We start from the raw sequence: 26,334 nt of genomic DNA, 5'->3' as shown, positions 1-26,334 counted from the left end.
CGACAATTGACCTCACTCTCCCCGAAGTGAGGATGACCGGTGAACGTCTTGTGTACCGTTTGGCGGCGCGCATAGCGTGGCGGCTGACATGAGCACGGTGGTCTTCCGGGTCCTGGGTCCGGTCGAAGCGTACGACGGTGAGAACGAGCTCGATCTCGGCGGCCTCCGCCAGCGGGCCGTCCTGGCCCGGCTTCTGGTCGCCCGGGGCCAGGTCGTACCCGTCGACACCCTCCTCTTCGACCTGTGGTCCGACGACGCCGCCAAGGGCGCGCAGTCGGGCCTCCAGGTGTACATCTCCCGGCTGCGGCGGGTGCTGGAGCCCAACCGTCCCCGTGGCGGGCCCAACCGGCTGCTGGTGACCGTCGCCTCGGGCTACGCCCTGCGGGCCGCGCCGGAGCAGATCGACGCGCTCCGGTTCGAGGCGACCGTCCGGGCCGCCGGCGAGCGGCTCGACGACAACCCCCAGACGGCCAGGGCGCGGCTCGAGTCGGCTCTGGGGTTGTGGCAGGGCACGCCGTACAGCGACTTCCAGGACCAGCCCTGGGCCGAGGCCGAGGTGACCCGCCTGAGCGAGCTGCGGCTGGTGGCGCGGGAGCGCCACGCCGACGCGGGGCTGCGCCTCGGGCTCCACGCCGAGACCGTGCCCGACCTCGAGGCGCTCACCACCGAACACCCGCTGCGCGAGGAGGGCTGGCGGCTGCTGTCGCTCGGCCTCTACCGCTGCGGGCGGCAGGGCGACGCGCTGGCCGCGCTGCGCCGGGCCCGCACCATCCTCGACGACGAGCTCGGCATCGACCCCGGTCCGGCCCTGCGCAAGCTGGAGAGCGACATCCTGTCGCAGGACCCGGGGCTCGACCTGACCCCGCTGCCGCGCCGGGCCGAGACCACCCCGACCTGGCCGCCGCGCCCGGTCGAGGTGAGCCCGCTGCCGCCGCTGGAGCCCGAGCCGTTCGTCGGCCGCGACTCCGAGCTGACCTCGCTGCTGGCCGCCGCGCCCCACGCCAAGTCGGGCCGCCTGGCCATCGCGATCGTCGGCGGCGACCCCGGGTCGGGCAAGACGACGCTGCTGCGCCAGTTGTCCGGCCGCCTCGAAGGGCAGGGCTGGATCATCGCCGGGGGCGGCTGCCCCGACAGCGCGGCGACCCCGCCCGGCTGGGCCTGGGTCGAGGTGCTGCGCGCGCTGATCGCCCGGCGCGGCGCCGGGGAGTACGGCGCGCTGCTCGCGCCGCTGCTCGACGACCACGCGCCCGTCCCCAACGACGACGACGCCTCCGGCGGCTTCCGGCTCCACCGGGCGGTCGGCGGGTTCCTGTCGGGCGTGGCCCGCGAGGCGCCGCTGCTGATCACCCTCGAAGACCTCCACTGGGCCGACGACCAGACCCTCGCGCTGCTGCGCGCGCTGCCGAGCCTGCTGGCCGCCAGCCGGGTGCTGCTCGTGGTCACCTGCCGCGAGGGCGAGCTGAACGACCCGCAGCAAGACGTGCTGGCCGCCCTGGCCCGACTCGGCCCGGTCCGGGTGGAGCTCGACGGGCTCGACCCGGCGCAGACGGCCGAGCTCGTGCGGGCGACGTCCGTGCGCGGCGAGATCGACCCCGACGTCGTGGCCGCCATCGTCGAACGCACCGGCGGCAACCCGTTCTACGTGAAGGAGACGGTCCGCCTCTTCGAGGCGGAGGCCGACATCTCCCAGGTGCCGTCGGGTGTACGCGACGTGCTGCGCCGCCGCATCGCGCGCCTGCCCGAGAAGGCCCAGCAGATCCTGCTCCAGGCCGCCGTGATCGGCCGCGACGTCGACGTCGACGTGCTGGTCGACATCTCCGGCGAGGAGGACTCGGTCGTCGACGCGGTCGAGGCCGCGCTGCTGGCCGGCCTGGTCACCGAACCGGGCGCGGGACGGCTGCGCTTCGACCACGAGATGGTGCGCGACACCCTCTACTCCGACGCCTCCCGGCTGCGCCGCTCGCGCCTCCACGCGGCGGTCGCCTCGGTCATCGAGTCGCGCAACCCGGGCGACGTGGCGGCCCTGGCCCACCACTACGACCTGGCCGGCACCGCCGACACGGCCGCCAAGGCGGTCCGCTACGCGGGCCTCGCCGGTGAGCAGGCCGAACGCCGCTACGCCTACCGCGAGGCCGCCTCGCAGTGGGAACGCGCGATCAACGCCTACGACCGGGCGGGCGGACGTCCAGGAAAGGACCGGCTCGAACTCCAGGTCCGCACGATCCACGCGCTGGCCCTGGCCGGCGACATGACCGCCGCCCGCGCCCACCGGCGCGACGCGATGGACGTGGCCCTGCCGCTCGGCGACCTCGAACTGACCGCCCGGGTGGCGGCGGCCCTGGCCGTCCCCCACAAGGGCATCGCCCGCGACTTCACCCGCACGGCGTGGGAGATCGTCGACGTCACCGAGAAGGCGCTGCTGGAGCTGCCGCCCAGCGAACACTCGCTGCGCGCCAGCCTCCTGGCCACCCTGGCCCTGGAGCTCGAAGGCTCGGCCACCCCGCGCGGCGAGCAGGCGTCACTGGAGGCCGAGGAACTGGCCCGCGCCAGCGGCGACCCCAACCTGCTGGCGATGGCGCTGAGCGGCCGCCTGCGGCAGTCCTACACGCTCGCCCAGGTCGACGAGCGCGAGGACATCGGCCGCGAACTGCTCCGGGTCGGCGCCGAGTCGGGCCAGATCTCCGTGCAGACCCTCGCCCACCTGGTGCTGCTCGAATGCGCGGCGGCCCGCGGCGACTTCGCCGAGGCCGACCGCCAGCTCGCCCGCGCCGACCAGCTCGGCCGCCAGTACGGCCTGGCCGCCCCCGCGGCCGTCGGCGCCTGGTACGCCGGTCAGCGCCTGATGATCGCCGGCGACTACGCGGGCGCCGAGACGGCCTACCGCAACGCCGCCCGCCTGACGGCCCGCGCCGGCATGCTGGAGGGCCGCCAGGACCTCCCGCTGATCGCGACCTTCTGCCTGCACCTGGTGCAGGGCAAGGCCGACGAGATGGCCGACGCCCTGGGCGAGGCGCACACGCGTGGCGCGAAGTGGACCCTCGACGCCTACGCGGTCGCCCTGGCCGAGGCGGGTCACCTGCGCGACGCCCGTGCGGTGGCCGTGACCAGGGAGCCGGTCCGCGGCGACTTCCTCTACGAACTCGCGATGACCTGGCGGGCCCTGGCCGGCCTGCGCCTCGACGACGCCGACCGCATGAACGAGGCCTACACCGCCCTCCGTCCCTTCCACGACCGCATCGCGGGAGCGGGAACGGGTGTGGTGGCCCTGTGGCCGGTCGCCCGGACCCTGGGCGACCTGGCGGTGAAACTCGGCCACCCCGACGCCCGCGCCCACTACGAGAAGGCGCTGGCGGTGGCGCGGCGGGTCGGCGTGCAGAGATGGGTGGACGACGCGGAGATCGCCCTCGACCGCGCCTGACACGGTCATCCGTCGCCGGAGCCGAACCACGCGTTGACCAGCACGGTGTCGGGGTACTTCGCCGTCTTCGTGAGGAAGACCTCGATCAGGCGGTCGTCGGCGTGCTTCTCCACCCCGGCGACGAGGCTGTCGCCCTCCACGGTCTCCTCGGCGACGCGGGCCGCCGACACCGGGCTCCACCCCATCGACCGGAACCGGCCGGTCAGTTCGTCGACGGACGCGCCGTCGACGTGCACGGCTATCGACGGTCCGACTTCGGGCGGCGCACAGCCGCTGTCGCCGTCGACCTCGCTCCGGCCTCGCTGCGGCAGAACCGGCACGACGATCCGCGTCAACCGCTCGATCTCCACGGCGCTGTCGGCGACGCAGCCGGGGTCCTCCCGTTCGAAGAGGTACGCCGTGTAGCGGTCGAAGGCGTAGAACGCCGCGGCTCCGGCCAGGACCACCGCGACCGCGACCGTCCCGACGAGGATCTTCAACCGCGATAACTCCGGCGCCGTCTCCATGACCGGAGAACGTACAACAATGGATCAGTCGTGTTCGACCGTCGGCACGTACGGGAACTCGCCTCTCGGCTTCGGGGTGACCGACTCCCGGCCGATGCCCAGGGTCACCGGGGTGTTGGCCGCGAAGGAGAACATCACGTCCGGGGCGTTGTCGGTCAGGGTGCGGCCGTTCCAGCCCGCGAAGGTGAAGGCGGCCTTGGTGCCGACGCGGTACGGCAGCATGTTCGGCAGCATGCGTTCCATGACCGTCTGGGCGTAGGCCTCCGGGTCGGCGGCGGTGCCGTAGGCGCGGACCACGCCGGCGACCTTCGAACGGATCAGGTCTCCGTGGACGCGGATGTCGTCGGCGGGGTCGTTGGTGTTGAGGCGGTCGCCGAGGTCCTCGTCGTACTGGGTGAACAGCGGGTGGATCATCGGCAGGCCGCAGCGGTTGATCGGGCGCCAGCCGCCGCTGTCGGTGGCGAGGCTGGTCTGGGCCCAGACGCCGATGCGGCCGTCGGGGCCGGCGATGGCGAGCAGTTCGTCGTCGGGGAGTTCCAGCACGATCGAGTAGACCGTGTGGCCGGCGAAGAGGTTGCCCGCCTTGTCGGGGTTCCAGCCGGTCAGGTCGACGGTCGTGCCGTGCTGGAAGGCCTGGCCGACGGCGTGCAGGACGTCGGGTTCGATCCAGAACGAGTCGCCGGCCTGGCCGGTCCAGACGCGGCCGCCGCCGTCGAGTTCGGTCGTCTCGCCCAGGCGGCCCTCGGCGATCGGTTTCTCGTCGCCGGAGGTGACGCGGTGGAGGCGGAAGGTCTGGCCGCCCTCGTCGTCGCGCTCGCCGAAGGTGAAGCGGAAGGTCACGTCCTCGACGGCGTCGCCGTCGCCGTCGATCTTGAACTCGTAGCGGCCCTCCGGGTGGAAGCCCTTCGGGGCGTCCGGACCGGCGAAGGAGTGGCTGTGGTCGGCGGCGAGGACCGTGCCGCGTTCGCCGCGGAAGACGTAGAGGTCGCAGACGTCCAGGCGTGGGTCCTGGCGGGCGAGGGGTGAGTCGAGGTGGTGGGACATGGGTGCTCCCGGTCTCGAGAAGGGGTCCTGACCCGAACCACCCTGCCTCTCGCCAGGAAGATCCTGACCCATGAATCAGCAGTTGACCTGGAACTTCTCGCTTATGGTCCGGTGGTCTGCCACGTCCAGGACCGCCCGGTAGAGGCCGGGGTTGCCGGGGACGCGCACCCGCCAGTCGACGGTGCGGGCGGCGCCGTCGAAGCCGCCGGTGCTCGACAGGTAGTCCTGCCAGGCCTTCGCGGCGGGGCTGTAGCGCTGCAGCGTCCACTCGTAGGAGACGGCGCCCGAGTCGACCGCGCCGCGGACGCGGTAGGAGCAGTCGGGCAGTTCGCCCACGGTCAGCCCGCTTGCCAGCGGGGCGGCGAGCGTGTTCTCGGCGGGGATCGACTGGGCCGACGACAGGGTGACGGAGCGGGCCGGTTCGTCGGTGACGGCGGTTCCGGTCAGGTAGGCTGCGGCGACCGCGAGGGTGGCGACGAGGAGCCGCAGCGCGGTTCCGCCGCCGCTCGCGACGACCGGAGCGAGACTGCGGGATTTCATGCCCTTTTTGTAGAACGCCATGGTTGAGCGGTGGTTGCCGTCCGCTTGCAGGGACGTGCGCCGCCTGGCGCGGTCCATGATGCGTCGCTTAAGGTAAGGCTGTCCTAATTCCCGGGAAGAGGCGGCACACGGTGGAGTTCGGGGACCCGTTGTTCGGGCTGCCCTACTGGCTCGTCGGGGCGATCCTCACGGTCGCGCTGTTCGGCGCCTTCCAGGTCTACTACTGGGTGGGGCACAAGGTCGGCGACGCCGTCTACGAGTCGCGGCTCGGGCGCAGGATCGGGCAAGAGCGCATCATCAAGGTCGAGAACGTCGTCCGCAAATGGGGCGCGCTCGCCGTCTACGGGTGTTTCTTCGTGCCGGGCCTGCGGCACACGCTGCCCTGGGTGGCCGGGGTGCTGCGGATCAACTACCGCTGGTATCTGGTGGCCAGCGCGCTGGGCTGCCTGACCTGGGCGCCGCTGGTGTGGTTCGGGCTCTATTCGGTCATCTGGGCCTGGCTCGGGCTCGCCGCCGACTCGCCGGTGGTCGCGGGCGTCGTCGCCGTCGTGGTGCTGGCCCTGCTGGTCGGGTACGTCCTGTGGCGCCGCCGCAGCCGCGACACCACGGCGGCGTCCACGAATTAGAGCTCCGAGTCGTCGAGCGCCGCCTCCGGCGCGGTGCGGCGTACCGACTCGATGCCGTTCACGCAGGCCGCGCGGCTGGTGAAGGCCTCGCTGACCACGATGGTCTGCCCGTTGCCCAGGACCAGCCGGAACCGGTAGGCCCCCGCCGCGTCTCTGCTGATGACGAATCTGCTCGCCATGTCTTCCCCCCGAATGCCGTCCGGCCGTCGCATGCCTACCCGTGCGATCATGCGGGCATGCGTGCCGTCGTTCTCGTCAGTACCGTCCTCACCTGGGCGATCGTCCTCTCGGCCCCCGCCCATGCCGACCCGCGGGTGACCGCGAGCGAGGTCTACGTCGTGGATCTCACGTCGGGAACGGTCCCGTACGCCAAACACGAGAACCGGCGGGTGCCGGTCGCGAGCCTCACGAAGGTGATGACGGCTTATGTCGTGCGACGGCAGGCCAAGCTCGACGACCTGGTGACCATCACCGCCGCCGACGTGAACCACGCCCACTCCAGCGGCGCGACCCACGCGGGGCTGCGGGCCGGGGAGCGGCTGACCGTCCGGCAGCTCCTCTACGCGCTGCTGCTGCCCTCGGCCGCCGACGCCTCCAACGCGCTGGCGCGCGCCTACGGGCCGGGCAAGCGCCGGTTCGTGGCCAGGATGAACGCCGCCGCCCGCGCCCTCCACCTCGACGACACCCGGTTCGTGAACGCCGACGGGCTGCCGGCGGCGGGGCAGTACTCGACCGCCCGCGACCAGCTGGAGCTGACCCGGGTCGTGCTGAAGGACCGGGTGCTGGCGCAGATCGCGCGCACCCGGGTCGCGTGGGCCTCCGGGCACACCTGGACGAACACCAACAAGCTGCTCGGCACCACGCCCGGCGTCATCGGGCTGAAGACGGGTTTCACCCGGGCGGCCGGCTACTGCCTGGCGTTCGCGGCGCGGCGGGACGGGCGCACCTATCTCGGGGTGATCCTGGGCGACACGGGTGACCTGCGGCGGTTCACGACGGCGCGGAACCTGCTGAGCTGGGCCGAACGAGTGAGTGACAGGCGATAGCGGCGGCGGCCACGACGTTGAGCGAGTCGACGCCGTTCTTCAGGGCGGCCGGGCTCATCGGGATGCGGACGCGCTCGGTCGCCTGATCGAGCCAGCGTGACGACAGGCCGTCGCCCTCGGAGCCGAGCAGCAGCGCGGCCTTCTCGCCCAGCCGGACCTCGTCGATCGGCACGGCCGAGGCGTCGGGGGTGAGCGCGAGGGTGTCGTAGCCGTCGAGGGCGGCCAGGCCGCCGTGCCAGTCGTCCATGCGGGCCCACGGGATGGCGAAGACGGCGCCCATCGAGACCTTGATCGACCGGCGGTAGAGGGGGTCGGCGCAGCGCGGCGACAGGATCACGGCGTCGACGCCGAGCGCCGCCGCCGACCGGAAGATCGTCCCGACGTTGGCGTGGTCGACCAGGTCTTCCAGGACGATGACGCGCTTCGACCGCCGGGCCAGCGTGGCGACCGAGGGCAGTTCCAGGCGCTCGAACGAGGCCAGCGCGCCCCGGTGGACCGGGAAGCCGGTCACCTGCTCCATGAGGGCGTCGCTCACGACGTACACGACCTGGTTCTCCAGCACGTCGGCGAGGTGGGTGAGCCATTTCGGGGTGGTCAGGAAGGCCCGCGCGGGGTGGCCGGTCTGGAGGGCGCGGCGGATGACCTTCTCGCCTTCGGCCAGGAACAGGCCGTGTTCGGCCTCCAGGCTCTTGCGGAGCTCCACGTCACGCAGGTGGGTGAAGTCGGTCAAGCGCGGGTCAGCCGGGTCGTGGAGCTCGATGACCATCACGCAAGCCTACCCTTGCCACCCCTTGGCAACGGCAAACCGGCGTGACGGAACGTGGCCGATAAAGTACTCAGCGCTGTATCCGGCGGTGCGAGGGCGATCGGGGGTCAAGGTGCCTGACCAGCGGACGCTCACGCGCCCGGCCGTTTCGGCCGAGAGCTGGCTGAGGGACGCCCGCCGCGCGCGCCTGCTGTCGGTGGCGACCCTCGGCTGGCTCGGCGCCGAATCCCTGGTGGGCGTGTACGCCGGCTGGGCCGCCGACTCGGTCGCGCTGCTCGGCTGGGGCCTGGCGGCCCTGGTCGAGGCGCTGGCCAGCCTCATCGTGGTGTGGCGCTTCACCGGCGCCCGCCTGGTGTCGCCGGTCGCCGAGTTCCACGCGACCCGCGCGGTCGCGGTGAGCTTCTGGCTGCTGGCGCCCTATCTCGTGCTGCACGTGCTGCACGACCTGGAGCACGGTCAGCGGGCCGCGCCCACCGTGCTCGGTGTTCTGGTCACCACGATCAGCCTGGTCAGCATGCCGGTCCTCGGGTGGGCCAAACGGCGGGTCGGGGCCCGCCTGGCCTCGGCGGCGACGACCGGGGAGGGCACCCAGAACGTGCTCTGCGGGCTGACCGCGGCCGGGGTGCTCGCCGGGTTCGCGGCGGGCTCGATCGGCTGGTGGTGGGCCGACCCGCTGGTGGCGCTCTCGCTCGCGGGGATCGCGGTCTTCGAGGGCGGCAGGGCCTGGCGCGGGCACGTCTGCGACCACTGAAGAGACAACACCGCGACGTCCATCCCGGCGCCGCGGAGGGCCTCGATCACCTCGGAGGCGCCGCCCGGGACCGTCCAGACCCGTCCGTGGCGGCCCGTCAGATGGACGGCGCGCAGCCCCGGCAGGGCCCGCATCGCCTCTCTGGCCGAGGGTGGCAGGCCGGGGCGGTTGAACTCCAGCAGGAGGAGATCTCCGTCGCGCATCCCAGCCCCCGGGTGCAGAATCGCCTGATTTTACGAACACGATACATCGCGAGATGCCGATGTCAAGATGTATCGCGATGCCCATCATCGCAGTAAAAGGACCGTTTTGCCGGTCTAAGGGTTGCCACTATGGTTCCGTAAGCATTACGGAGAATCTCCCTATATGCCTGGCAGGGGAGAGCAACGACTGACGAAGAGGCCATCGTGGGACGTCACCGCACTGACGAGATCGAGGGCGGCTACCCCGCGTACGAGCAGCCCCCCTCCCGGCGCAAGTCGGCCGGGCCGGGCAAGGTGCTCGTCCCGCTGGCGGGGGCGGTGGCCCTGGCGGTACTGCTGGGCGTGGCCGCGTACGTCGTGGTGAACAAGGACCCGGCCGGGTGCTCCGGCGAGAAGGTGTCCCTGTTCGTGGCCGTCGCCAAGGACATCGAACCGGCCGTGAGCGAGATCGCCGACCGGTTCGTGAAGGCCGAGAAGACCGTCGACGGCAGCTGCGTCGACGTGGCCGTGAAGGGGGCCGACTCCGACGGGGTCGCCGCCGCGCTGGCCGGGACCGGCGGCGCGAGCTCCGCGCCGGACCTCTGGATCCCCGACTCCTCGTTGTGGTTGTCGCAGATGCCGGCCAAGTCGGCGCCCAAGGTGAGCGCCAACCTCGCCAGCTCGCCGATCGTGCTGGCCGCGCCGAAGGCCGCCGCCGCGAAGCTGGCCGAGTCGCTGGAGCCGAGCTGGACCGGCATGATGACGGCCGCCAACGCCGCCAACCCCGACGGGCTCGCCAGCAAGGTCCGCGTGGTCGTGCTCGACCCCGCCAAGAACGCCGCCGGGCTCGGCGCGCTGCTGGCCGGGGCCGGCATCCTGCGGCAGAGCGGCGACGAGGGCTCCGAGGAGCTGCTGGTCGGCGTGCTGCGGCAACTCTCGGAGTCGAAGGTGACCTCGCCCGACAACCTGTTCGCGACCCTGTCGAAGACCGCCAGCCGGGTGCCGATCGGGGTGACCTCCGAGCAGTCGGTGTGGGCCTTCAACAAGGACAACAAGAACGCGGCCGTGGCGCTCTATCCGGCCGAGGGCACCGTCAACCTCGACTACCCGATCATCACCACGGCCAAGGACCCGGAGAGCGCCCAGGCCGCCAAGTTGTTCACCGCCGAACTGGCCTCGACCGCCTCCCGCAAGACCATCCAGAACCACGGCTTCCGCACCCCCGAGGGCCAGGGCACCGTCCTGACGCCCGAGACCGGGATGCGGGCCGAGGCCCCGACGGCCCTGCCGATCCCCGACGCCAAGACCGTCGTCACGCTCGCGCAGTCGTGGAAGCGCGTCGGCCTGGGCACCAAGTTGCTGTCGCTCCTGGACGTCTCGGGCACGATGGCGCTGCCCGCCGACTCCTCCGGCATCACCCGCATGCAGGCGATCTCGCAGGTCAGCACCGAGGGCCTGAAGCTGTTCCCGGACAAGACCGAGATCGGGACCTGGATCTTCTCCGACAACCTCAACGGCGCCAAGGTCGACTGGAAGGAGACGGTCCCGGTCGGGCCGCTCGCCCAGCAGATCGACGGGGTGACCCGGCGCGAGGTCATCGCCAAGCAGATGACCCAGATCAAGGCGATCCCCACGGGGAACACCGGCCTCAACGACTCGCTCTGGGCGGCGTACCAGAAGATGACCGACGAGTACGAGGCCGACAAGATCAACACGATCCTGCTGTTCACCGACGGCGTCGGCAACGACGACCCGAGCGGCGGCATCACCAACGCGGGCATCCTCAAGCGCCTCAAGGCCTCGTTCGACCCGGCCAAGCCGGTCTCGATCCTGATCATCTCGTTCAACACCGAGGGTGACGCGAACCGGACCCAGATGGAGAACATCGCCAAGGCCACCGGCGGCCAGGCGTACTTCCCGGAGACGGTGCTGGAGATCCGCAACATCTTCCTGCAGGGCATCGCCCGCCGCCTGTGCGCGCCCAACTGCCCCAGCGCGAAATAATCTTCACGCCAGTCACAACTGTCGCTGTTTTCCCAGGTCATGCCACTTGAGCATGGCCTGGAAGACAGTAAACGCGGCGCCGGAAGGGGGCGTCCTTCTCGTGTGGGGACCGGGAGGTCCTGTTCTCGGGGAGGAATCCGTTGCCCGGATGGCCGACTGTCGGGCGAGCCGACGACAACCGTCTGCTCGACGCGCTCAGACGCGACGACGCGCACGCACCAGCCAGCCTGTACGACGCGTACGCCGACCGGCTGAACGACTACGCGTTCGCCCGGCTGCGCGACCTCGACCTGGCGGCGAGCGCCGTGCACGACGCGCTCGTGCTCGCGGTCGCCTCGGTGGGCCGGCTGGCGGAGGCTCAGCGGTTGCGCGCCTGGCTCTACGCCCTGGTGCGCTTCCAGTGTGCGTCCCGCACGCCCGGCACCGCGACGACGCCGATCGACCTCGCCGACAGCCCCGACCCCGAGATGACCATGCTGGTCCACGAGGCGCTGGGCGAGCTGAGCGAGCCCGAGCGGGAGGTGCTGGAGCTCTCGCTGCGCCATGACCTGACCCCGGCAGAGGCGGGCGCCGTGCTGGGGCTGACCTCCCGCCAGGCGGCGACGCGGCTGGAGCGGGCCCGCGACCACCTGGAGAACTCGGCCGCCGCCGTGGTGCTGGCGCGGACCGGCCGGGCCCACTGCCCCGACCTGTCGGCCATGGTCGACTCCTGGGACGGCCCGCTGAGCACGCTGCTGCGCCGGCGGCTGAGCCGCCACATCGCGGGCTGCGAGGTCTGCGCCGAGGGCAGGCAGCGGCACGTCTCGGCGCCGAAGCTGCTGGAGATGGTGCCGGTGGCGTTCCCGCCGCTGTCACTGCGACGCCGGGTCGTGGACGCCTGCGCCCACCCGGAACGAGACGAAACGAAGATCCTCATCGTGCGGGACGGGGATCACTTCGACCGGAACGGTTTCCCCGTGCCGGTCGAGCGGCGGCCCCGAGTGAAGCGGGGCCGCCGGGCGGGGGGCGTGTCACGGCGGGCGGCGGGGAAGAAGAAGTCCCGGCGCGCGACGCCCGCCGTGGCCGCTCTCGGCGTCGCCCTGATCGCGGGGGGCGGGGTGTTCTGGCTGAACGGCGCCGGCGCGGGCGCGCCCACCCGAATCGAGGCGATGCCGCAGCCCACGGATGACACCCCGGGCGACACCGTCCAGGCCCCCCAGTACGAGGTCACCGAGGAGGACACCCCGCCGCCAGCCGTGGAGGAGGAGAGCCCCACGCCCGTGGAGGCCGAGGAGACGTCGTCCACGCAGGCTCCCGGGCCCGTCCCCACGGCGGCGGGGCAGCCGCCGGCGCGGCCGAAGCCGAGCCGGAAGCCGGTGAAGACCCCCGCGCCCACCAAACGCCCGGCCGCCGCCAGGGCCGCCCTGTCGATGACCTGCCCCGGCGACCTCGGCGAGGCCACCGGCGGGGTGCTCTACCTCACCGCCAGGAACGCTCCAATCGCGTGGAGCGCCCGCGCCGGCGACAACGTCTCGATCGCCCCGGCGCGGGGCGTGCTGAAGAAGGGCGCGAGCGGGCGCATGACGATCTCGATCGTCGACCCGAAGTCGGCCGGCGGCACCACGATCTCGATCACCTCGCCCGGCGGGAACCCGTCGTGCCGGATCAGCTGGCGCGGCGACGGCTACTCCCCGCCCGGCGGCGGGGTGCCCGACCCGACCAACCCGCCCCGGCCGACCCCGACGCCCCCGAAGACCGACGAGCCGACCTCCGCGCCCAGCGAGACCCCCGCGACCCAGGTGTCGGAGGGGCCCCAGCAACCTCAGGCATAACACGGGCGGTTGCCGAGTCGTTACCGATAGAGTCCTGGTCCTTTGTGAACCGGGCGCCGCGGAAGAGCGTCGCCATTGACGCGCGTGCCCCCGGTTGATCCTATGAAGTGCCTCCACCAGCCGGGAGAGTGACATGGGGACCAGTAAGACCGTCCTGATCGGTGTGGTCGGCGCGTTGTGCGCGGCGGGAGCCGTGCTGGCGCTGGCCGACGTGCAGACGCCCGCCAGGCTGATCTTGACGCCGCTGTTCCTCCTCCTGGCGCCCGGCGTGGCCATCGCCGGGTTGTTGCGTGATCGTGACCCCCTATCGGCTCTAACCGTGGGACTGGCGGCCAGTCTGGCTGTCAACGTTCTTCTCGCCGAGGCGATGCTCCTCTTCGACGCCTGGTCACCGCGTGCCGGCGTGGCCACCGTCGCGGTCGTGAGCGCGTTTCTGGTGATCCTGCGCCAGCTTCACCGCCCCCGCACTCGCGTCACCCCCGCCCAGAACTCCGGGTGACGACCCCACACACCCTCTGCCCCACGACCGGGACGAGCCCGTGCCCCATCTCGTCCAGTCGCGCCGGTCCGCTGGCAGTCTCCGCTCATGACAGACCGCCCGGAAGGACATCTCCGTCACCATGAGTCCCGAGATCACCGGCTTGCGGCCGCTTCCGCACGTCGAGCGCTACACCCCCCTCGGCCCTCACCTCGCCGTCTCGCCGACCGTCAGCGTCGTCGTGCCGGCGATGAACGAGGCCGAGAACCTGCCCCACGTGTTCGCCACGCTGCCCACGTGGGTGCACGAGGTCGTGCTGGTCGACGGCCATTCGACCGACGACACCGTCGAGGTGGCCCGGCGGCTGCGGCCGGGCCTGCGGATCGTCCACCAGACCGGGCGCGGCAAGGGCGACGCCCTGGCCGCCGGGTTCGCGGCCTGCACGGGCGACATCATCGTGATGATCGACGCCGACGGGTCGACCGACGGCCGGGAGATCATCCACTTCGTCAGCGCCCTGGTCAGCGGCGCCGACTTCGCCAAGGGGTCACGGTACGTCCCCGGCGGCGGCAGCGACGACCTCACGGTCACCCGGCGGGCCGGCAACAGCGTGCTGCGCACCATCGTCAACACGCTCTACCGCACCCGTTACACCGATCTCTGCTACGGCTACAACGCCTTCTGGGCCCGCCACCTGCCCGCGCTCGACCTCGACTGCGAGGGCTTCGAGGTCGAGACGCTGATGAACATCCGGGCGGCCAGGGCGGGGCTTAGGGTGCACGAGGTGCCCAGTCACGAACGCTGCCGCATCCACGGGGAGTCGAACCTGCGGGCGATCCGCGACGGGCTGCGGGTGCTGCGGACCATCGTGCGGGAGTGGCGGCGCCGCCACGCGGCCCCCGCGCCGCTGCCGCAGCCGGCCACGGCCGACCAGGGCGCGGCATGAACACCTCCGTCGTGATCTGCGCGTACACCGAGGAGCGCTGGGACGACATCGCCGCCGCGGTCGCCTCGGTGCGGGCGCAGACGGTCCCGGCGCGCGAGCTCATCCTGGTCGTCGACCACAACCCCGACCTCCACCTGCGGCTCAAGCGCGCCCACCCCGACGTGATCGTGCTGGAGAACGTGCACGAGAAGGGCCTGTCCGGCGGCAAGAACACCGGCGCCGAGGCGGCCACCGGCGACTACGTCGCGTTCCTCGACGACGACGCGGTGGCCGACCCGGGCTGGATCGAGGGCCTGGAGTCGGCGATGGCGCAGCCGGGCGTCGTCGGCGCGGGCGGGGCCACCCGTCCTCTGTGGGCCACCCGGCGTCCGCGCTGGTTCCCGGTGGAGTTCGACTGGACGGTCGGCTGCACCTACAAGGGCATGCCGGAGACCCGGGCGCCGATCCGCAACGTGATGGGCGGCAACGCGATCTTCCGGCGCGAGGTGATCGGCGCGGTCGGCGGGTTCTCCACCGGCATCGGCCGCAGCGTCAGGGGCGGCAAGAGCAGACCGCTGGGCTGCGAGGAGACCGAGTTCTGCATCCGGCTCACCCAGAAGCTGCCCGGCTCGGTGCTGCTGTTCGAGCCGTCGGCGGGCATCGGCCACCGGGTGCCGGCCGCGCGGGAGACCTTCCGCTACTTCCGGTCCCGCTGCTACGCCGAAGGTCTGTCCAAGGCCCTGGTGACCCGGAGCGTGGGCAGCGGCGACGGGCTGGCGAGCGAGCGGTCGTACACGTTCCGGACCCTGCCGCTCGGCGCGCTGAAGGGCTTGGTCACGCTCCAATGGGGGAGGACCGTGGCCATCGTCGTCGGGCTGGCCTGGACGACCTGGGGTTACCTGGTCGGGAGGGCGCGGCGATGAACCGGGTGCCGATCCTGATGTACCACTCGGTCACCGACCGGCCCAACGCCGAGACCCGGCCGCTCGCGGTGCGGCCGGGCGACTTCGCCGAGCAGCTCGCCTACCTGGCCGGCAACGGGTTCACGCCGATGACGTTCGCGAGCCTGATCGCGGCCGTGAACGGCACCGGCGCGACCCTCCCGGCCCGGCCGGTGGTGCTCACCTTCGACGACGGCTACGCCGACTTCCACTCCGAGGCGATGCCGATCCTCGACCGGTTCGGCTTCCCGGCCACCCTGTTCCTGACCACGGGCTGGGTGGCCGACGCGGGCGGCGAGGCGGCGGGCCGGCCGCTCGACCACATGGTGAGCTGGTCGCAGGCCCGGGAGGCGGCCGCGCAGGGGCACGAGATCGCCGGGCACAGCCACAGCCATCCGCAGCTCGACCAGTTGCCCGACGCCGAACTGCGGCAGGAACTCCGGCGCGGCAAGGCGGTCCTGGAGGACAGACTCGGGCTCCCGGTGACGACGATGGCCTATCCCTACGGCTACTCCAGCGCGCGGGTGCGCCGGGAGGCCCGGCGGGCCGGATTCTGGGCGGCGTGCGCGGTCGCCAACGACCTGGCCGGCCTGCCCGCCCCCGACATGCTGGCGGTTCCCCGCCTGACGGTGAGCCGGACCACCGGGCCGGGCCGGTTCGCCCGCGCCGTGGAGGGCCGGGCGCTCCCGCTGGTCTATCTCCGGGAGCGCGCGTTGACCCGCGGCTACGCCGTCGTACGCCGGGGCAGGTACGGAATCGCGCGTTTCGCCCGAAGAGCATAAGGGGAGAAAACAGGGCGACCGAGGACATGAGGGGGCACAGTGGCCCAGGCATGGCTACCCGTCGCCAGTCGCATTCCCGCTCCCCAGGACGCCGGCCCCATGATCGGGGGCGCGCCCAGGGTGGTCTGGTTCATTTGGCCTACGGACCCTCAGGGGATCTCGGCCAAATCCGTGGCCCAGCGGCTCGTCCAGCTCAACCGCCCCGCCCACCTGGTGTGGAACCCGGTGACGGGGCAGATCATCCAGCAGTTGCCGCCCACCCGCGCGGCCTGCGGCCTCACCGGAGACCTCAACCGGCAGGGCCGGGTGTGCGTCCAGATCCGGGTCTTGGGGTCGGTGCACGAACCGTTCACCGACAGCAAGCTCGACGGTCTGGACGAGATCCTCGCCTGGCTCGACTCGTGGGAGGTTCCCCGGCGCTGGCCGGCCGGTCCGCCCCTACCCATGCCCCATTCGCTGGTGCAGGACGGCAACCGCCGCCTCTGGGCCCGTGGGGGGCACTTCGGGCATTCGCAGGTTCCGGGTTCCGCCGAGGGGGATCCGGGGGCCATCGACGTCGCCCGCATCATCGGAGACAGCGCGCCGCAGTTAGAGGTGCCCCGTCCCCGTGAGGAGCTGCGGCTCCTGGAGAGCGTGGTCTAGCAGGCTCCTGACGATCCCGCAGCCGTGGCGGACGTCGTGGAGTGCGGCCGAGCCGTACCCGACGACCAGGCCGTGGACGCGGGGCGGGCCGTGGTGGTGGCGAACGGTCGTGTCGACCAGGACCCCCCGCTCACGGGCTCCGGCGACCACTTCCGGCACGACGTGTTCCGGAAGTTCCGCCAGGACGTGCAGACCGGCCGTGTCGCCCTTGGTCCACGGGCCGAGGGCGGCCACCACGGCCTCCCGCCTCCGGGCGTACTCCAGGCGCATGCGCCTCAGGTGCCGGTCGAGGTCGCCGCGGTCGAGCAGCACGGCGACCGCGCGCTGGACCGGGCCCGAGGTGCGGTCGGCCAGTTCCTTCCGCGTTCTCGCGATCTGGTCGAGCAGCGGCCTTCCGGCCACCAGCCAGCCGACGCCCACGTCGGGGCTGAGCGACTTCGACAACGTGCCGAGCAGCACGACCTGTTCGGGGCCGAGGCCGTAGAGGGCGGGGAGCGGGGCGACGTCGTAGCGGAACTCGGCGTCGTAGTCGTCCTCGACGACGAGCGCGCCGGTGGCGCGGGCCCAGGCGAGCAGGCGTTCGCGGCGCGGGATGGGCAGGCGGCCGCCGGTCGGGAACTGGTGCGCCGGGGTCGTGTAGATCATGCGCAGGCCGGCCGGCAGGTCGTCGACGACCAGGCCGTCGGCGTCGACGGGGCAGGGCACGATCTCGGCGCCCCGCGAGGCGAAGATCCGCCGGGCCGACCGGTAGCCCGGCTCCTCCACCCCGACCCGGTCGCCGGGTTTCAGCAGGGTGGCGGCCAGCAGGTCGAGCCCGTTGCCGGTGCCGCGCGTGATCAGCACGTTCCCCGGCCCGGCGGGCACCGCGCGGGCCCGGCGCAGGTGGTCGGCCAGCGCCTCGCGCAACATCGGGTCGCCGTAGAGGTCGGGCCAGGCGCTCATCGGCAGGTCTCCGGCGGCCCGCCAGGCCCGGCGCCAGGCGGCGGTGTCGTAGGCCATCACCCAGGGGCGGCCGGGGCGCAGGTCGACGAGCCCGGCGTCGGGCGCGTGCAGCGGCGGGTAGAAGTCGGCGTCGGCGGAGGTCCCCGGCTCGGCCGGGCTCGCGGCCTCGACGGCGTGGACGTCGGCCACGTAGGTGCCCGAGCCGTGCCGCCCGTCGAGCCAGCCCTCGGCGTAGAGCTGCTGGTAGGCCTCGGTGACCACGGTCCGGCTGACGCCGAGCAGCCCGGCGAGGCCCCGGCTGGAGGGCAGCCGCTCCCCCGCCCGCAGTGCGCCGTCGCGCATCGCCGCGCGCAACTGGTCGCCGACCTGGACGACCAGGGGCGTCGGGCTGGACCGGTCGACGGCCACCGGCAGCTCGACCTGCTGCTCCCGCAAAGTGGTCTCCCTCAACACCGCGAAAGTGGACGTGTTCCTCCAGGCCACTCGGCTCCTACGGTAACCGTATGACCGAGCTGTCCAGCACCCCTCGTACCGTCCTCGGCCGTTCCAAGGCCCGGGGCCGCACCGACCGCGCCGAGCTCCACGCCGTCCTCGACGCCGGCCTGATCTGCCACCTGGGTGTGATCGTCGACGGCTCCCCCATGGTCATCCCGACCGGATACGGCCGCATCGGCGACACCCTCTACGTCCACGGCTCCACCGGCGCGCGGTCCCTGCGCACCGCACCCGGCGACACGGTCTGCGTCACCGTGACCCACCTCGACGGCATCGTGCTGGCCCGGTCGGTCTTCCACCACTCGGTCAACTACCGTTCGGCGATGATCTACGGCGTGCCGCGCCTGGTCACCGACGAGGAGGAGCGCATGGCGGGCCTCGCGGCCATCACCGAGCAGCTCGCCCCGGGCCAGTGGGACTACGCGCGCCTGCCCAACGGCAAGGAGATGGCCGCCACGGCCGTGCTGGCGCTGTCGCTGGAGGAGGCCTCGGTCAAGATGCGCGCGGCCGGCCCGAGCGACGACGACGAGGACTACGACCTGCCGATCTGGGCGGGGGTGCTGCCCGTCGTCACCACGTGGGGCGAACCGGAGACCGATCCCAAGATGACCCGGGACATTCCGGTTCCCGCCCATATCTCCGGAAGATGACCTTTGACAACCACGCCGCCCGTCCGGGCGTCTTCTTAACGCAGCACGAGGCGACCGGCGCCCATGTGGCCATCGAGTACCCGGCAGGGACTCGCATGGGCGGCCGGGTCGCCTTTTTTCTTTCTCCGTTACGCCTCCGGAGTGGCCGGCCGCATCCGGAGCAGGCGTCCCCCGCTGTGATCACGGTCACCTGATCGCGGGATCGTATGCCCGCCGGGCATGGATCGGCACCTCGCCCAGTATGGGGTCCGGAACGGCCGGTGTCACAATATGCCCTGGTCAACCGGCCGGACGGCGCCGCCGCCCGCTTCGGGACCGGATCCCGGCGTTCCCGGCCCACCCACCTGTACCACTAAAGTCACGTTTGACACTGAGTCACTACAATCTCATGACTTTTCCCATCACGTAGTAGACCCGCCGTTAGGCTCTGTGGTCGTCATGGTGGGGGCCCGGGCACAGAAGGAGACCGCATGTACGGCCAGACCGGCGCCTGGCGGGTTCCCGGCTATACGGAGCTACGCGAGCTCGGCACCGGCGCAGCCGGACAGGTCGTGCTGGCCAGGCACGATGCCGATGGAACCCTAGTCGCGATCAAATATCTCTCCCAGGAACTCCGAGCCGACCTCAACTTCATCGCCCGGTTCCGGCACGAGGCCCGTCTCCTCGCGCTGATGGACCGCAACCCGCACGCCGCCCGCTTCTACGAGTACGTCGAGCAGCCGCACGGCGCCGCGATCGTCATGGAGCTCGTCGACGGCGTCTCGCTGCGCGCGATGATCCGCTCCGAAGGCCCCACGGGACCCGAGGCCGCCCTGGCGGTGCTCAAGGGCTCCCTCATCGGCCTCGCCATCGCCCACGACATGGGCGTGGTGCACCGGGACTTCAAGCCCGAGAACGTCATGGTCGACGGCGACGGCCAGAGCAAGCTCGTCGACTTCGGCATCGCCGCCCGCGCGGGCGAGGGCATGCCCGCCTCGGGCACGCCGTCCTACATGGCCCCCGAGCAGTGGGCGGGCGCCCCGGCCGGTCCGGCGACCGACGTCTACGCCGCCACCGTGGTGTTCTTCGAGTGCCTCACCGGCCAGCGCCCCTTCCAGGCCAACAACCTGGCCGCGCTGGCCCACCAGCACCAGGCCGCCCCGGTCCCGCTCGACCAGATCCAGCCCCAGCTGCGCGGGCTCATCGAGCGCGGCATGTCCAAGCACCCGCAGGAGCGCCCCGCCTCGGCCCACGCCTTCCTCCAGGAACTGGAGTCGGTGGCGCTGGAGACCTACGGCCCGCAGTGGGAGGAGCGCGGACGCCGCCGCCTGGCGGCGCTGGCCGGCCTGCTGGCCGCCTTCTTCCCGCTCGCCGCGTCGGTGCCCGAGGCCAACACCCAGCTCGCCAACACCCAGCTCGCCGCCGGCGGCGAGGACTTCGGCGGCGAGGAGGAGCGCAAGGGCGGCTTCTTCAGCAAGGCGTTCGTGAAGATCGGCCTGACCGTGGTCGGCATGGCCGTGATCGCGGGCGGCACGGCCGTGCTGGTCGGCTCGATCAGCGGCGCGACCCTGTCGGCCGGGACCACCACGCTCACCCCGAGCCCGGTGAACACCTCGACGACGCCCGACCCGCTGGTCGAGGAGGTCGACGACGGCCTGATCGAAGAGGTCCCGGTCACCGAGTCCCCCGAGGTCACCGAGTCGCCCGAGGCCGACGGAACCCAGCCCCCGGTCACCCAGCCGACCTCGAACGTCCAGCCGAAGCCGACGCAGCAGCCGAAGCCCAAGCCGACGAAGAAGCCCACCAAGAAGCCGACCGCCAAGCCGACCAAGAAGCCGGGCGGCGGCGGTGGCGGCCTGGAGGAGCCGGGCGACCCGACGGCCTCCAGCGAGCCGGGTGACGAGACGCCGACCCCGAGCCCGTCGCCCACCCCGACGACCAGCTCGCCGACGCCCACGACGTCGTCGTCCCCGACCACGTCGTCCTCGCCCTCGTCGCCGCCGCCTTCGAGCCCGTCGACCGACCCCACCATCACCCGGGACTCCGGTTCCCCCGGCGGCCCCGGCTCCCCCTCCACGGAGGAGTCGCCCACCCGTGACCCCGAGGTGCCGACCGTCGCGCCGACCACCGGAGAGACGGCCGCCGCCGGATTCTTCGCCCTCGGCCTGATGACGACCGGCCTCGTGCCCGCCACACTTGCCGTGAAGCGATCGATGGCGGGAAGGCACCGGCGGAGGCGTAAGTAGTCATGCATGACGGGGGCACTGTCGCGGGCCATCGGCTGACCGGCAGGACGCGGGTCAGCGAGGTCGGCACCTGGCACGACGCGGAAGGCCCCGGCGGCGAGCCGTCGGGGCTGCTCCGGTTCAACGATCACCTCCTGGCCGCCCCGGGCGCGCGTGAGCGCCTGGTGGCGGCCATTTCCGCTGATCGGCGGCTGGCCCAGTCGGGCCAGTACGGCCTGCTGCCGGTCGCCGACCTGGTGGCGGCCCACGGCGAGGTCTGGCTGATCGTCGGCCGCCGCGCCGTGCCGACCGTGGCCGACCTGCTCACCGGGGGGACCCAGCTCGGGTGGGGCCCGGACGCGGGCAGCGCCGCCACGATCCTGATCGAGACCGCCCAGACCCTGCTCGGCCTGCACGCCGCGGGCCTGGCCCACGGCGCGGTCCACCCCGGCACGGTCGTCATCGGCGAGGACGGCTCGGCCCTGCTGGCCGAACGCGGCCTGCTGGAGGCGCTGCGCAGCGAGCCGGTCTCCCCGGAACGCGACATCGCCGCCTGGCAGGGCCTGGCCCGCACCCTGTCGGCGAGCTGGGCCACCGGCCAGCCGGCGCAGCTGCTCGACCAGGCCGCCGCGGTGGCCGCCTCCCACGGCCTGGCGGCGGCCCGCGACGTCCTGACGAACGGCCGCGACCTGCTCCCGGCCGGGTTCACCACCCGCGAGTCGCTGGTGCGCACCCTGCACGCCTGGTCGGCGCTGCCGCCGGTGGCCGCCGCGCTGCCGCCCGCGCGGCTGCCCGAGAGCGGCGAGCTGCGCACCCTGCTCGACCCGGCGCGGCACCCGGGCGGGCCGCCCCCGGCGGAGTCGGGCGGCATGCGGTTCGGTCCGGGCGTGCCCGCCGACACCTCGGCCGCCCAGATCTGGCGGCAGGGCGCCACCCAGCACGCCGATCCGGCGGTCAAGAGCCGCCGCAGGGCCCGGCCGAAGCGCCGGGGCGCGTTGCTCAGCTCGCTGGTGGTCTGCCTGCTGATCGCCGGGTTCGTCCTCTACATGCGGATGGCCCCGCCCGCCGAGATGTCGGTGACCAAGGTCAGCGTGTCCGCGCCGAAGAAGACGCAGGGCTGCGACGCGAAAACCAAGATCATGGCGGTGGTCACCACCAACGGCGAGAGCGGCACGTTCAAGTACGAGTGGGAGCAGAGCGACGGCCGGGTGACCGAGGGCACCCAGCGGGTCGAATCGGGTACGACTTCGGTAGATCTTCCGCTCATCTGGCAGGTGAGCGGTCCGGGCCGGTTCAAGGGCACAGCCACGCTGCGCGTGCTCGACCACACCCCCGAGGGGAAGCCCATAGCCGCCAAGGCGAGCTTCTCGTACAAATGCTGACTTCACTAGGCTGCACGGCATGACGACGACCCCCGCCGGCTGGTACCCGGACCCCTACGGCTCGCCGCAGCTGCGGTGGTGGGACGGTTCGCAGTGGACCGACGCCACCCATCCCCTGGAAGGCCAGAACGCCCCGGAGTCTCCGGAGCCCGCCGAACAGGAGACCGCGGCGGCCGTCCCCGCCGCACCGGCCGCCGCCACCGCCCAGTTCGCTCCCCCGCCGGCCCCGCCGCAGTGGGCCTCGGCGCAGCCCGCCCCGTCGCAGGCGTGGGGCGCGACGAGCCAGCTTCCGATGCCCCAGTTCGGCGCGCCGCCCAAGCCGCCCTCGCCGCTGCCGTGGGTGCTCGGCGGCGTCGGCATCGTGCTCGTCATCGCGCTCGTCGTGGGCGGCGCTTTCGTGCTCCTGAACCAGAACTCCGTGGAGCCCTCGATCGCCCGGCCGCCGGCGACCAGCGAGCCGGTGCCGCCGCCCCAGACCGAGCAGGCGCCGCCGCAGGAGCAGGAGCCCACCCCCGACCAGCAGCAGCCGCAGCCGCAGCAGCCCCCGCAACCCTCGATCACGTCGTTCCCGCAGCCCGAAGACGGCCGCATCAACGACTCGGTGTCGGGGCTGAGCTACGCGTACCTGGGCGAGCCGTGGAAGGTCTCCGACCCGAAGACCATGAACGCCCCGAACGACCCGACCTACCCGCTCTTCACGAGCGGCTACGGCGCCGTCTCCCAGCCCGGGTTCAACGGGCAGGAGGGCGTCGACTGGATGGGCACGGTCGCGGCGGCCCAGCTCCCCCAGATGCTCCCCTACCGGGGCGTGCAGGACCTGGAAGTGGTCACCACGACGCTGCTGTCGGCGTACGAGCCGATCTTCTACTCCATCCGCCACGAGCGGCAGATCCTCCGCAACGAGGCGATCAAGGTCGGCGACCGCGACGCCTGGATCATCGAGTACAAGATGGACTTCAGCGCCGAGGCCAAGGCGAACAAGTACAAGTTCAAGACCGAGTCGGGCGCGTTCGTGCTGGTCGACATGGGCGAGGGCAAGCGGCCCTCGTTCTTCTACGTGTCGATCCCCGACAACCTGAAGTCCGAGCAGGTCGGTGATGTCCTGGACTCGCTCCAAACGCACTGAGCGGGAGCACTACGCTAAGGACATGAACGACCTGCTGGTCTGGATCGACTGCGAAATGACCGGGCTCGACGTCGGGCGCGACGCGCTGGTGGAGGTCGCCTGCGTCGTCACCGACGGTGAGCTGAACCAGTTGGACCAAGGGGTCGACGTCGTCATCAAGCCCCCGCCGGAGGCGCTGGAGCAGATGTCGGAGATCGTGCGCACCATGCACACGGCCTCCGGCCTGCTCGAGGCCCTGGCGGGCGGCGTGACCCTCGCCGAGGCCGAGGCCATCGTCCTGGAATACATCCGGGGCCATCTCCCGGAGCCCAAGAAGGCTCCGCTGTGCGGCAACTCGATCGCCACCGACCGCTCCTTCCTGGCGCGCGACATGCCCGTGGTCGACAACCACCTCCACTACCGGATGATCGACGTCTCGTCGATCAAGGAGCTGGCCCGCCGCTGGTATCCGCGCGTCTACTTCGCCTCTCCCGAGAAGCAGGGCGGCCACCGCGCCCTCGCCGACATCACCGAGAGCATCCGGGAACTGCGCTACTACCGGGCGACCGTGTTCGTCCCGCAGCCCGGCCCCGACTCGGCGACGGCACGCGACACGGCGGAGGCCGTTAGTAGTTCGTAGTTGTCTCGCGATACCGCTACACTCGTGCTTGTACGCGAGACCGGGTGAGCGGGATCGCGCACATGGTGGGTATAGCTCAGTTGGCAGAGCGCCAGGTTGTGGTCCTGGATGTCGTGGGTTCAAGTCCCATTACTCACCCAGCGTAAGGGCCGGTCCTTCGGGACCGGCCCTTCCTCGTTCCTCACCTTCTTCCGGCCTTCCGGTGCGATTTGCCCACGAAGCAACCCCCACAGGGCTTTCACGCGAGTTAAACTCGCTCACAACCGCTACGCCGGACGCGGGGGCCCTCGGCGACTTAACTCTCTGCCAAATGGATCTCTGCCACGGAGGCCAGATGCGCGTCGACGATCCCACCGGAACGGCTCTCAGCAAGCGCGAGACCGAGGTCATGGACCTGATCGCCAACGGTCATTCCAACAACCAGATCGCGCAGCGGCTGTTCCTCAGCGAGAAGACGGTCAAGAACCACGTCAACCGGATCTACGCCAAGCTGGGCGTCGCCTCCCGGGGGACCGCCATCGACCTGTGGTCAGGACGCGAGCCCTCGCCTTAGGCGGGACAGCCCCACTTCGATCTCCTCCGGAGTGACGTTCAAGGGTGGGCGGAGCCGTACAGTCCCCTCTGAGGCGGGCAGGACCAGCAGCGACTCACGCTCGCGCAACCGGGTGACGACCGCGTCGCGGTCGGGCACGTCGAAGGCGGCGAGCAACCCGCGACCACGGGCGTTCCGGAGCAGGCCCTCGGCCTCCAGCTCGCGGAGGGCGCCGAGCAGCTTGTCGCCCAGCACGCCGGCGTGCTCGATCAGGCCGTCGCGTTCGATGATCTGCAGGATCCGGGTGGCCCGCACGATGTCGGTCAGGCCGCCGCCCCACGTGGAGTTGATCCGGCCGCTGACGCGGAACACGTTGTCGGGCACCAGGTCGACCCTGCGCCCGGCCATCACCCCGCCGACCTGCATCTTCTTGGCGAACGCCACGACGTCGGGCTGTAGCCCCAAGCCCCGGTACGCCCACGCCGACCCGGTCACCCCCACCCCGGTCTGGACCTCGTCGAGCACGAACAGGGCCTGGTGGTGGTGGCACAGGTCCTGCATGGCGCGCAGGAACTCCGGGCGCAGGTGGTTGTCGCCTCCCTCGCACTGGATGGGCTCGGCGATGAAGCAGGCGATGTCGTGGGGGTACTTGCGGAACGCCTCCTCGGCCTGGCCGAGCGCGTGGCTCTCGGCCGCCTCCACGTCGCCCAGGTGGATCGCGGGCGTGTCGATGCGGGGCCAGCCGAACTTGGGGAACCGGTCGGTCTTGACCGGCTCGGTGTTGGTGAGCGAGAGCGTGTAGCCGCCCCGGCCGTGGAAGGCGCGGCTCAGGTGGAGCACCTGGGTGCCCAGGCCGGGGTGGCGGCCGTTGGCCTCGTTCCAGCGGCTCTTCCAGTCGAAGGCGACCTTCAGCGCGTTCTCGACGGCCGCCGCGCCGCCTTCCACCAGGAACAGGTGGGGCAGTTCGGGGTCGCCGAGGACGCGGGTGAAGGTGTCGGTGAAGTCGGCCAGCTCCTCGGTGTAGAGGTCGGAGTTGGCGGGCTTGTTGGCGGCCAGCCGCCCGAGGCGGGCGAGGAAGGCCGGGTCGTCGTCGAAGGGGTTGAAGCCCAGGGGCGACGACGCGTACGAGGTGAAGAAGTCGAGGTGTCTCCGGCCGTCGCGGGCGTCGACGAGCCAGGAACCCGAGCTGCGCGCCAGATCGAGGACGACCGGCAGGCCGTCGACGAGCAGGTGCCGGGAGAGCCGCTCGTGAACCGTCATGACGAAGATATTCCCGACTTATGACGCCATACGCGGAAAATCTTATGCAGGCATGTTCTTCACCCGGAAGGCCAGGTAGAAGAGCGAGAGCCCGAGGATGATCGCCAGGGTGCCGATCAGCCAGGCCAGCGACAGGGCGCCGGCGGCCGGCCAGATGACCAGGACCACACCGAAGATCACCGACAGGACTCCGGCCAGCATCAGGCCCCAGTCGCCGTCGATCCGCCTGCGGGCGTTGACCGCGGCGACGATCTCCAGCAGGCCGGTGACGACGAACCAGGCGCCGATCAGCCACAGCAGCACGATCGCGGTGATCGCGGGCCAGCTGGCCACGACGATGCCGACGATCACGCCGACGACGCCCGAGAAGATCATCCATCCTCGGCTGCCCTTGTTGACCTCGCGGAACGCGCCCGCGATGGTGAACAGGCCGTTGACGATGGCGTAGGCGGCGAAGACGTAGACGAGGGCGAGCAGGGTGATGCCCGGCCACGCCAGGGCGATGACGCCGAATATCACCGCCAGGACGCCGCGGACCGCTAGCACCCACCAGGTGTCCCGGCTGACGGGGCGCAGGCCCGCGTTCAGGTCGGCGTTCAGATCATGCATGTGACCCACCTCCATCAGGAGGTATATGTCCAGAAATATCCCGCTTTCAGACC

At 71.7% G+C, this 26,334-nt stretch carries 25 protein-coding genes and 1 tRNA gene; 18 read left to right on the top strand and 8 right to left on the bottom strand.

Going from position 1 to position 26,334, the window contains the following annotated elements:
* The first annotated feature begins 88 nt into the window (after positions 1-88).
* Positions 89-3,418, top strand: a complete 3,330-nt coding sequence (locus QSK34_RS28970; protein WP_285588582.1) for an ATP-binding protein — start codon at positions 89-91, stop codon at positions 3,416-3,418.
* 5 nt (positions 3,419-3,423) lie between these two features.
* On the opposite strand, the gene QSK34_RS28965 is transcribed toward QSK34_RS28970, so the two are convergent.
* The 3 genes from QSK34_RS28965 to QSK34_RS28955 all read right to left on the bottom strand — a co-directional run bounded on the left by QSK34_RS28965 (position 3,424) and on the right by QSK34_RS28955 (position 5,508).
* Positions 3,424-3,924, bottom strand: coding sequence for a hypothetical protein (locus tag QSK34_RS28965; protein ID WP_285588580.1), 501 nt, complete (start codon positions 3,922-3,924; stop codon positions 3,424-3,426).
* Between the two features lie 24 nt (positions 3,925-3,948).
* Complete coding sequence (locus QSK34_RS28960; RefSeq protein ID WP_285588578.1) at positions 3,949-4,968, bottom strand: DUF4331 family protein; 1,020 nt, start codon at positions 4,966-4,968, stop codon at positions 3,949-3,951.
* 75 nt (positions 4,969-5,043) lie between these two features.
* The gene (locus QSK34_RS28955; protein ID WP_285588576.1) at positions 5,044-5,508 is read right to left on the bottom strand and encodes a hypothetical protein; all 465 of its coding nucleotides are present in this window, start codon (positions 5,506-5,508) and stop codon (positions 5,044-5,046) included.
* Between the two features lie 131 nt (positions 5,509-5,639).
* On the opposite strand from QSK34_RS28955, the gene QSK34_RS28950 reads away from it, so the two are divergent.
* Positions 5,640-6,134, top strand: coding sequence for a DedA family protein (locus tag QSK34_RS28950; RefSeq protein ID WP_285588574.1), 495 nt, complete (start codon positions 5,640-5,642; stop codon positions 6,132-6,134).
* Here QSK34_RS28950 and QSK34_RS28945 read toward each other — a convergent pair.
* Positions 6,131-6,313 (bottom strand): YegP family protein, encoded by a 183-nt coding sequence (locus QSK34_RS28945; protein WP_285588572.1) that lies wholly within the window; start codon positions 6,311-6,313, stop codon positions 6,131-6,133. The genes QSK34_RS28950 and QSK34_RS28945 overlap by 4 nt on opposite strands.
* A gap of 57 nt (positions 6,314-6,370) precedes the next feature.
* Here QSK34_RS28945 and QSK34_RS28940 point away from each other — a divergent pair, with 57 nt between their 5' ends.
* Positions 6,371-7,180 (top strand): D-alanyl-D-alanine carboxypeptidase family protein, encoded by an 810-nt coding sequence (locus QSK34_RS28940; protein ID WP_285588570.1) that lies wholly within the window; start codon positions 6,371-6,373, stop codon positions 7,178-7,180.
* On the opposite strand, the gene QSK34_RS28935 is transcribed toward QSK34_RS28940, so the two are convergent.
* Entirely contained in the window at positions 7,125-7,946 is an 822-nt protein-coding gene (locus QSK34_RS28935) for a TrmH family RNA methyltransferase (protein WP_285588568.1), read from the bottom strand. The two genes, QSK34_RS28940 and QSK34_RS28935, sit on opposite strands and share 56 nt — an antisense overlap.
* A gap of 112 nt (positions 7,947-8,058) precedes the next feature.
* Here QSK34_RS28935 and QSK34_RS28930 point away from each other — a divergent pair, with 112 nt between their 5' ends.
* The 8 genes from QSK34_RS28930 (at position 8,059) to QSK34_RS28895 (ending at position 16,462) form a co-directional block, all read left to right on the top strand.
* Complete coding sequence (locus QSK34_RS28930; RefSeq protein WP_285588566.1) at positions 8,059-8,697, top strand: cation efflux transmembrane domain-containing protein; 639 nt, start codon at positions 8,059-8,061, stop codon at positions 8,695-8,697.
* Positions 8,698-9,104: 407 nt separating this feature from the next.
* Complete coding sequence (locus QSK34_RS28925) at positions 9,105-10,883, top strand: substrate-binding domain-containing protein (protein ID WP_285588564.1); 1,779 nt, start codon at positions 9,105-9,107, stop codon at positions 10,881-10,883.
* Between the two features lie 140 nt (positions 10,884-11,023).
* Entirely contained in the window at positions 11,024-12,694 is a 1,671-nt protein-coding gene (locus QSK34_RS28920) for a sigma factor-like helix-turn-helix DNA-binding protein (RefSeq protein WP_285588562.1), read from the top strand.
* Between the two features lie 133 nt (positions 12,695-12,827).
* Complete coding sequence (locus QSK34_RS28915) at positions 12,828-13,193, top strand: hypothetical protein (RefSeq protein ID WP_285588560.1); 366 nt, start codon at positions 12,828-12,830, stop codon at positions 13,191-13,193.
* Between the two features lie 121 nt (positions 13,194-13,314).
* Entirely contained in the window at positions 13,315-14,118 is an 804-nt protein-coding gene (locus QSK34_RS28910; RefSeq protein ID WP_285588558.1) for a glycosyltransferase family 2 protein, read from the top strand.
* Complete coding sequence (locus QSK34_RS28905; protein WP_285588556.1) at positions 14,115-15,020, top strand: glycosyltransferase family 2 protein; 906 nt, start codon at positions 14,115-14,117, stop codon at positions 15,018-15,020. Before QSK34_RS28910 ends, QSK34_RS28905 begins: the two co-directional genes overlap by 4 nt.
* On the top strand, positions 15,017-15,820 hold the full coding sequence (locus tag QSK34_RS28900; RefSeq protein ID WP_285588554.1) for a polysaccharide deacetylase family protein: 804 nt from the start codon (positions 15,017-15,019) through the stop codon (positions 15,818-15,820). The genes QSK34_RS28905 and QSK34_RS28900 overlap by 4 nt, the downstream gene beginning before the upstream one ends.
* Before the next feature lie 171 nt (positions 15,821-15,991).
* Entirely contained in the window at positions 15,992-16,462 is a 471-nt protein-coding gene (locus QSK34_RS28895; protein WP_198168245.1) for a hypothetical protein, read from the top strand.
* On the opposite strand, the gene pdxR is transcribed toward QSK34_RS28895, so the two are convergent.
* A complete protein-coding gene (gene pdxR / locus QSK34_RS28890) occupies positions 16,409-17,854 on the bottom strand; it encodes a MocR-like pyridoxine biosynthesis transcription factor PdxR (RefSeq protein ID WP_285588551.1) in 1,446 nt (481 codons plus the stop codon). The two genes, QSK34_RS28895 and pdxR, sit on opposite strands and share 54 nt — an antisense overlap.
* A gap of 53 nt (positions 17,855-17,907) precedes the next feature.
* Here pdxR and QSK34_RS28885 point away from each other — a divergent pair, with 53 nt between their 5' ends.
* The 7 genes from QSK34_RS28885 to QSK34_RS28855 all read left to right on the top strand — a co-directional run bounded on the left by QSK34_RS28885 (position 17,908) and on the right by QSK34_RS28855 (position 24,433).
* Positions 17,908-18,549, top strand: coding sequence for a pyridoxamine 5'-phosphate oxidase family protein (locus QSK34_RS28885; RefSeq protein WP_285588548.1), 642 nt, complete (start codon positions 17,908-17,910; stop codon positions 18,547-18,549).
* A 470-nt stretch (positions 18,550-19,019) separates the two neighbouring features.
* The gene (locus QSK34_RS28880; protein WP_285588546.1) at positions 19,020-20,774 is read left to right on the top strand and encodes a serine/threonine-protein kinase; all 1,755 of its coding nucleotides are present in this window, start codon (positions 19,020-19,022) and stop codon (positions 20,772-20,774) included.
* A gap of 2 nt (positions 20,775-20,776) precedes the next feature.
* On the top strand, positions 20,777-22,135 hold the full coding sequence (locus QSK34_RS28875) for a protein kinase family protein (protein WP_285588544.1): 1,359 nt from the start codon (positions 20,777-20,779) through the stop codon (positions 22,133-22,135).
* A 19-nt stretch (positions 22,136-22,154) separates the two neighbouring features.
* The gene (locus QSK34_RS28870) at positions 22,155-23,261 is read left to right on the top strand and encodes a DUF2510 domain-containing protein (protein WP_285588542.1); all 1,107 of its coding nucleotides are present in this window, start codon (positions 22,155-22,157) and stop codon (positions 23,259-23,261) included.
* 22 nt (positions 23,262-23,283) lie between these two features.
* The gene (gene orn, locus QSK34_RS28865; protein ID WP_285588539.1) at positions 23,284-23,880 is read left to right on the top strand and encodes an oligoribonuclease; all 597 of its coding nucleotides are present in this window, start codon (positions 23,284-23,286) and stop codon (positions 23,878-23,880) included.
* Between the two features lie 65 nt (positions 23,881-23,945).
* A tRNA-His gene (locus QSK34_RS28860) sits at positions 23,946-24,018 on the top strand.
* Positions 24,019-24,214: 196 nt separating this feature from the next.
* Positions 24,215-24,433, top strand: a complete 219-nt coding sequence (locus tag QSK34_RS28855) for a response regulator transcription factor (protein ID WP_030455926.1) — start codon at positions 24,215-24,217, stop codon at positions 24,431-24,433.
* Here the strand turns inward: QSK34_RS28855 and lat are convergent.
* Together lat and QSK34_RS28845 are read right to left on the bottom strand one after the other, a co-directional pair.
* The gene (gene lat, locus QSK34_RS28850; RefSeq protein ID WP_285588537.1) at positions 24,410-25,672 is read right to left on the bottom strand and encodes an L-lysine 6-transaminase; all 1,263 of its coding nucleotides are present in this window, start codon (positions 25,670-25,672) and stop codon (positions 24,410-24,412) included. The genes QSK34_RS28855 and lat overlap by 24 nt on opposite strands.
* A gap of 42 nt (positions 25,673-25,714) precedes the next feature.
* Positions 25,715-26,281, bottom strand: coding sequence for an HdeD family acid-resistance protein (locus QSK34_RS28845; protein ID WP_285588535.1), 567 nt, complete (start codon positions 26,279-26,281; stop codon positions 25,715-25,717).
* Positions 26,282-26,334 lie beyond the last annotated feature (53 nt).

This window comes from Herbidospora sp. NBRC 101105 (genome assembly GCF_030269205.1).
Taxonomy (GTDB): Bacteria; Actinomycetota; Actinomycetes; order Streptosporangiales; family Streptosporangiaceae; genus Herbidospora; species Herbidospora solisilvae.
This window is presented reverse-complemented; position numbering and strand designations above follow the sequence as displayed.

What these genes read in the sequence shown, in the direction of transcription:
- lat (WP_285588537.1), bottom strand. Translation starts at nt 25,672, where the DNA reads ATGACGGTTCACGAGCGGCTCTCCCGGCACCTGCTCGTCGACGGCCTG.
- QSK34_RS28910 (WP_285588558.1), top strand. Translation starts at nt 13,315, where the DNA reads ATGAGTCCCGAGATCACCGGCTTGCGGCCGCTTCCGCACGTCGAGCGC.
- QSK34_RS28870 (WP_285588542.1), top strand. Translation starts at nt 22,155, where the DNA reads ATGACGACGACCCCCGCCGGCTGGTACCCGGACCCCTACGGCTCGCCG.
- QSK34_RS28945 (WP_285588572.1), bottom strand. Translation starts at nt 6,313, where the DNA reads ATGGCGAGCAGATTCGTCATCAGCAGAGACGCGGCGGGGGCCTACCGG.
- orn (WP_285588539.1), top strand. Translation starts at nt 23,284, where the DNA reads ATGAACGACCTGCTGGTCTGGATCGACTGCGAAATGACCGGGCTCGAC.
- QSK34_RS28880 (WP_285588546.1), top strand. Translation starts at nt 19,020, where the DNA reads ATGTACGGCCAGACCGGCGCCTGGCGGGTTCCCGGCTATACGGAGCTA.
- QSK34_RS28915 (WP_285588560.1), top strand. Translation starts at nt 12,828, where the DNA reads ATGGGGACCAGTAAGACCGTCCTGATCGGTGTGGTCGGCGCGTTGTGC.
- QSK34_RS28885 (WP_285588548.1), top strand. Translation starts at nt 17,908, where the DNA reads ATGACCGAGCTGTCCAGCACCCCTCGTACCGTCCTCGGCCGTTCCAAG.
- QSK34_RS28955 (WP_285588576.1), bottom strand. Translation starts at nt 5,508, where the DNA reads ATGAAATCCCGCAGTCTCGCTCCGGTCGTCGCGAGCGGCGGCGGAACC.
- QSK34_RS28845 (WP_285588535.1), bottom strand. Translation starts at nt 26,281, where the DNA reads ATGCATGATCTGAACGCCGACCTGAACGCGGGCCTGCGCCCCGTCAGC.
- QSK34_RS28965 (WP_285588580.1), bottom strand. Translation starts at nt 3,924, where the DNA reads ATGGAGACGGCGCCGGAGTTATCGCGGTTGAAGATCCTCGTCGGGACG.
- QSK34_RS28905 (WP_285588556.1), top strand. Translation starts at nt 14,115, where the DNA reads ATGAACACCTCCGTCGTGATCTGCGCGTACACCGAGGAGCGCTGGGAC.
- QSK34_RS28875 (WP_285588544.1), top strand. Translation starts at nt 20,777, where the DNA reads ATGCATGACGGGGGCACTGTCGCGGGCCATCGGCTGACCGGCAGGACG.
- QSK34_RS28960 (WP_285588578.1), bottom strand. Translation starts at nt 4,968, where the DNA reads ATGTCCCACCACCTCGACTCACCCCTCGCCCGCCAGGACCCACGCCTG.
- QSK34_RS28855 (WP_030455926.1), top strand. Translation starts at nt 24,215, where the DNA reads ATGCGCGTCGACGATCCCACCGGAACGGCTCTCAGCAAGCGCGAGACC.
- QSK34_RS28935 (WP_285588568.1), bottom strand. Translation starts at nt 7,946, where the DNA reads ATGGTCATCGAGCTCCACGACCCGGCTGACCCGCGCTTGACCGACTTC.
- QSK34_RS28970 (WP_285588582.1), top strand. Translation starts at nt 89, where the DNA reads ATGAGCACGGTGGTCTTCCGGGTCCTGGGTCCGGTCGAAGCGTACGAC.
- QSK34_RS28940 (WP_285588570.1), top strand. Translation starts at nt 6,371, where the DNA reads ATGCGTGCCGTCGTTCTCGTCAGTACCGTCCTCACCTGGGCGATCGTC.
- QSK34_RS28900 (WP_285588554.1), top strand. Translation starts at nt 15,017, where the DNA reads ATGAACCGGGTGCCGATCCTGATGTACCACTCGGTCACCGACCGGCCC.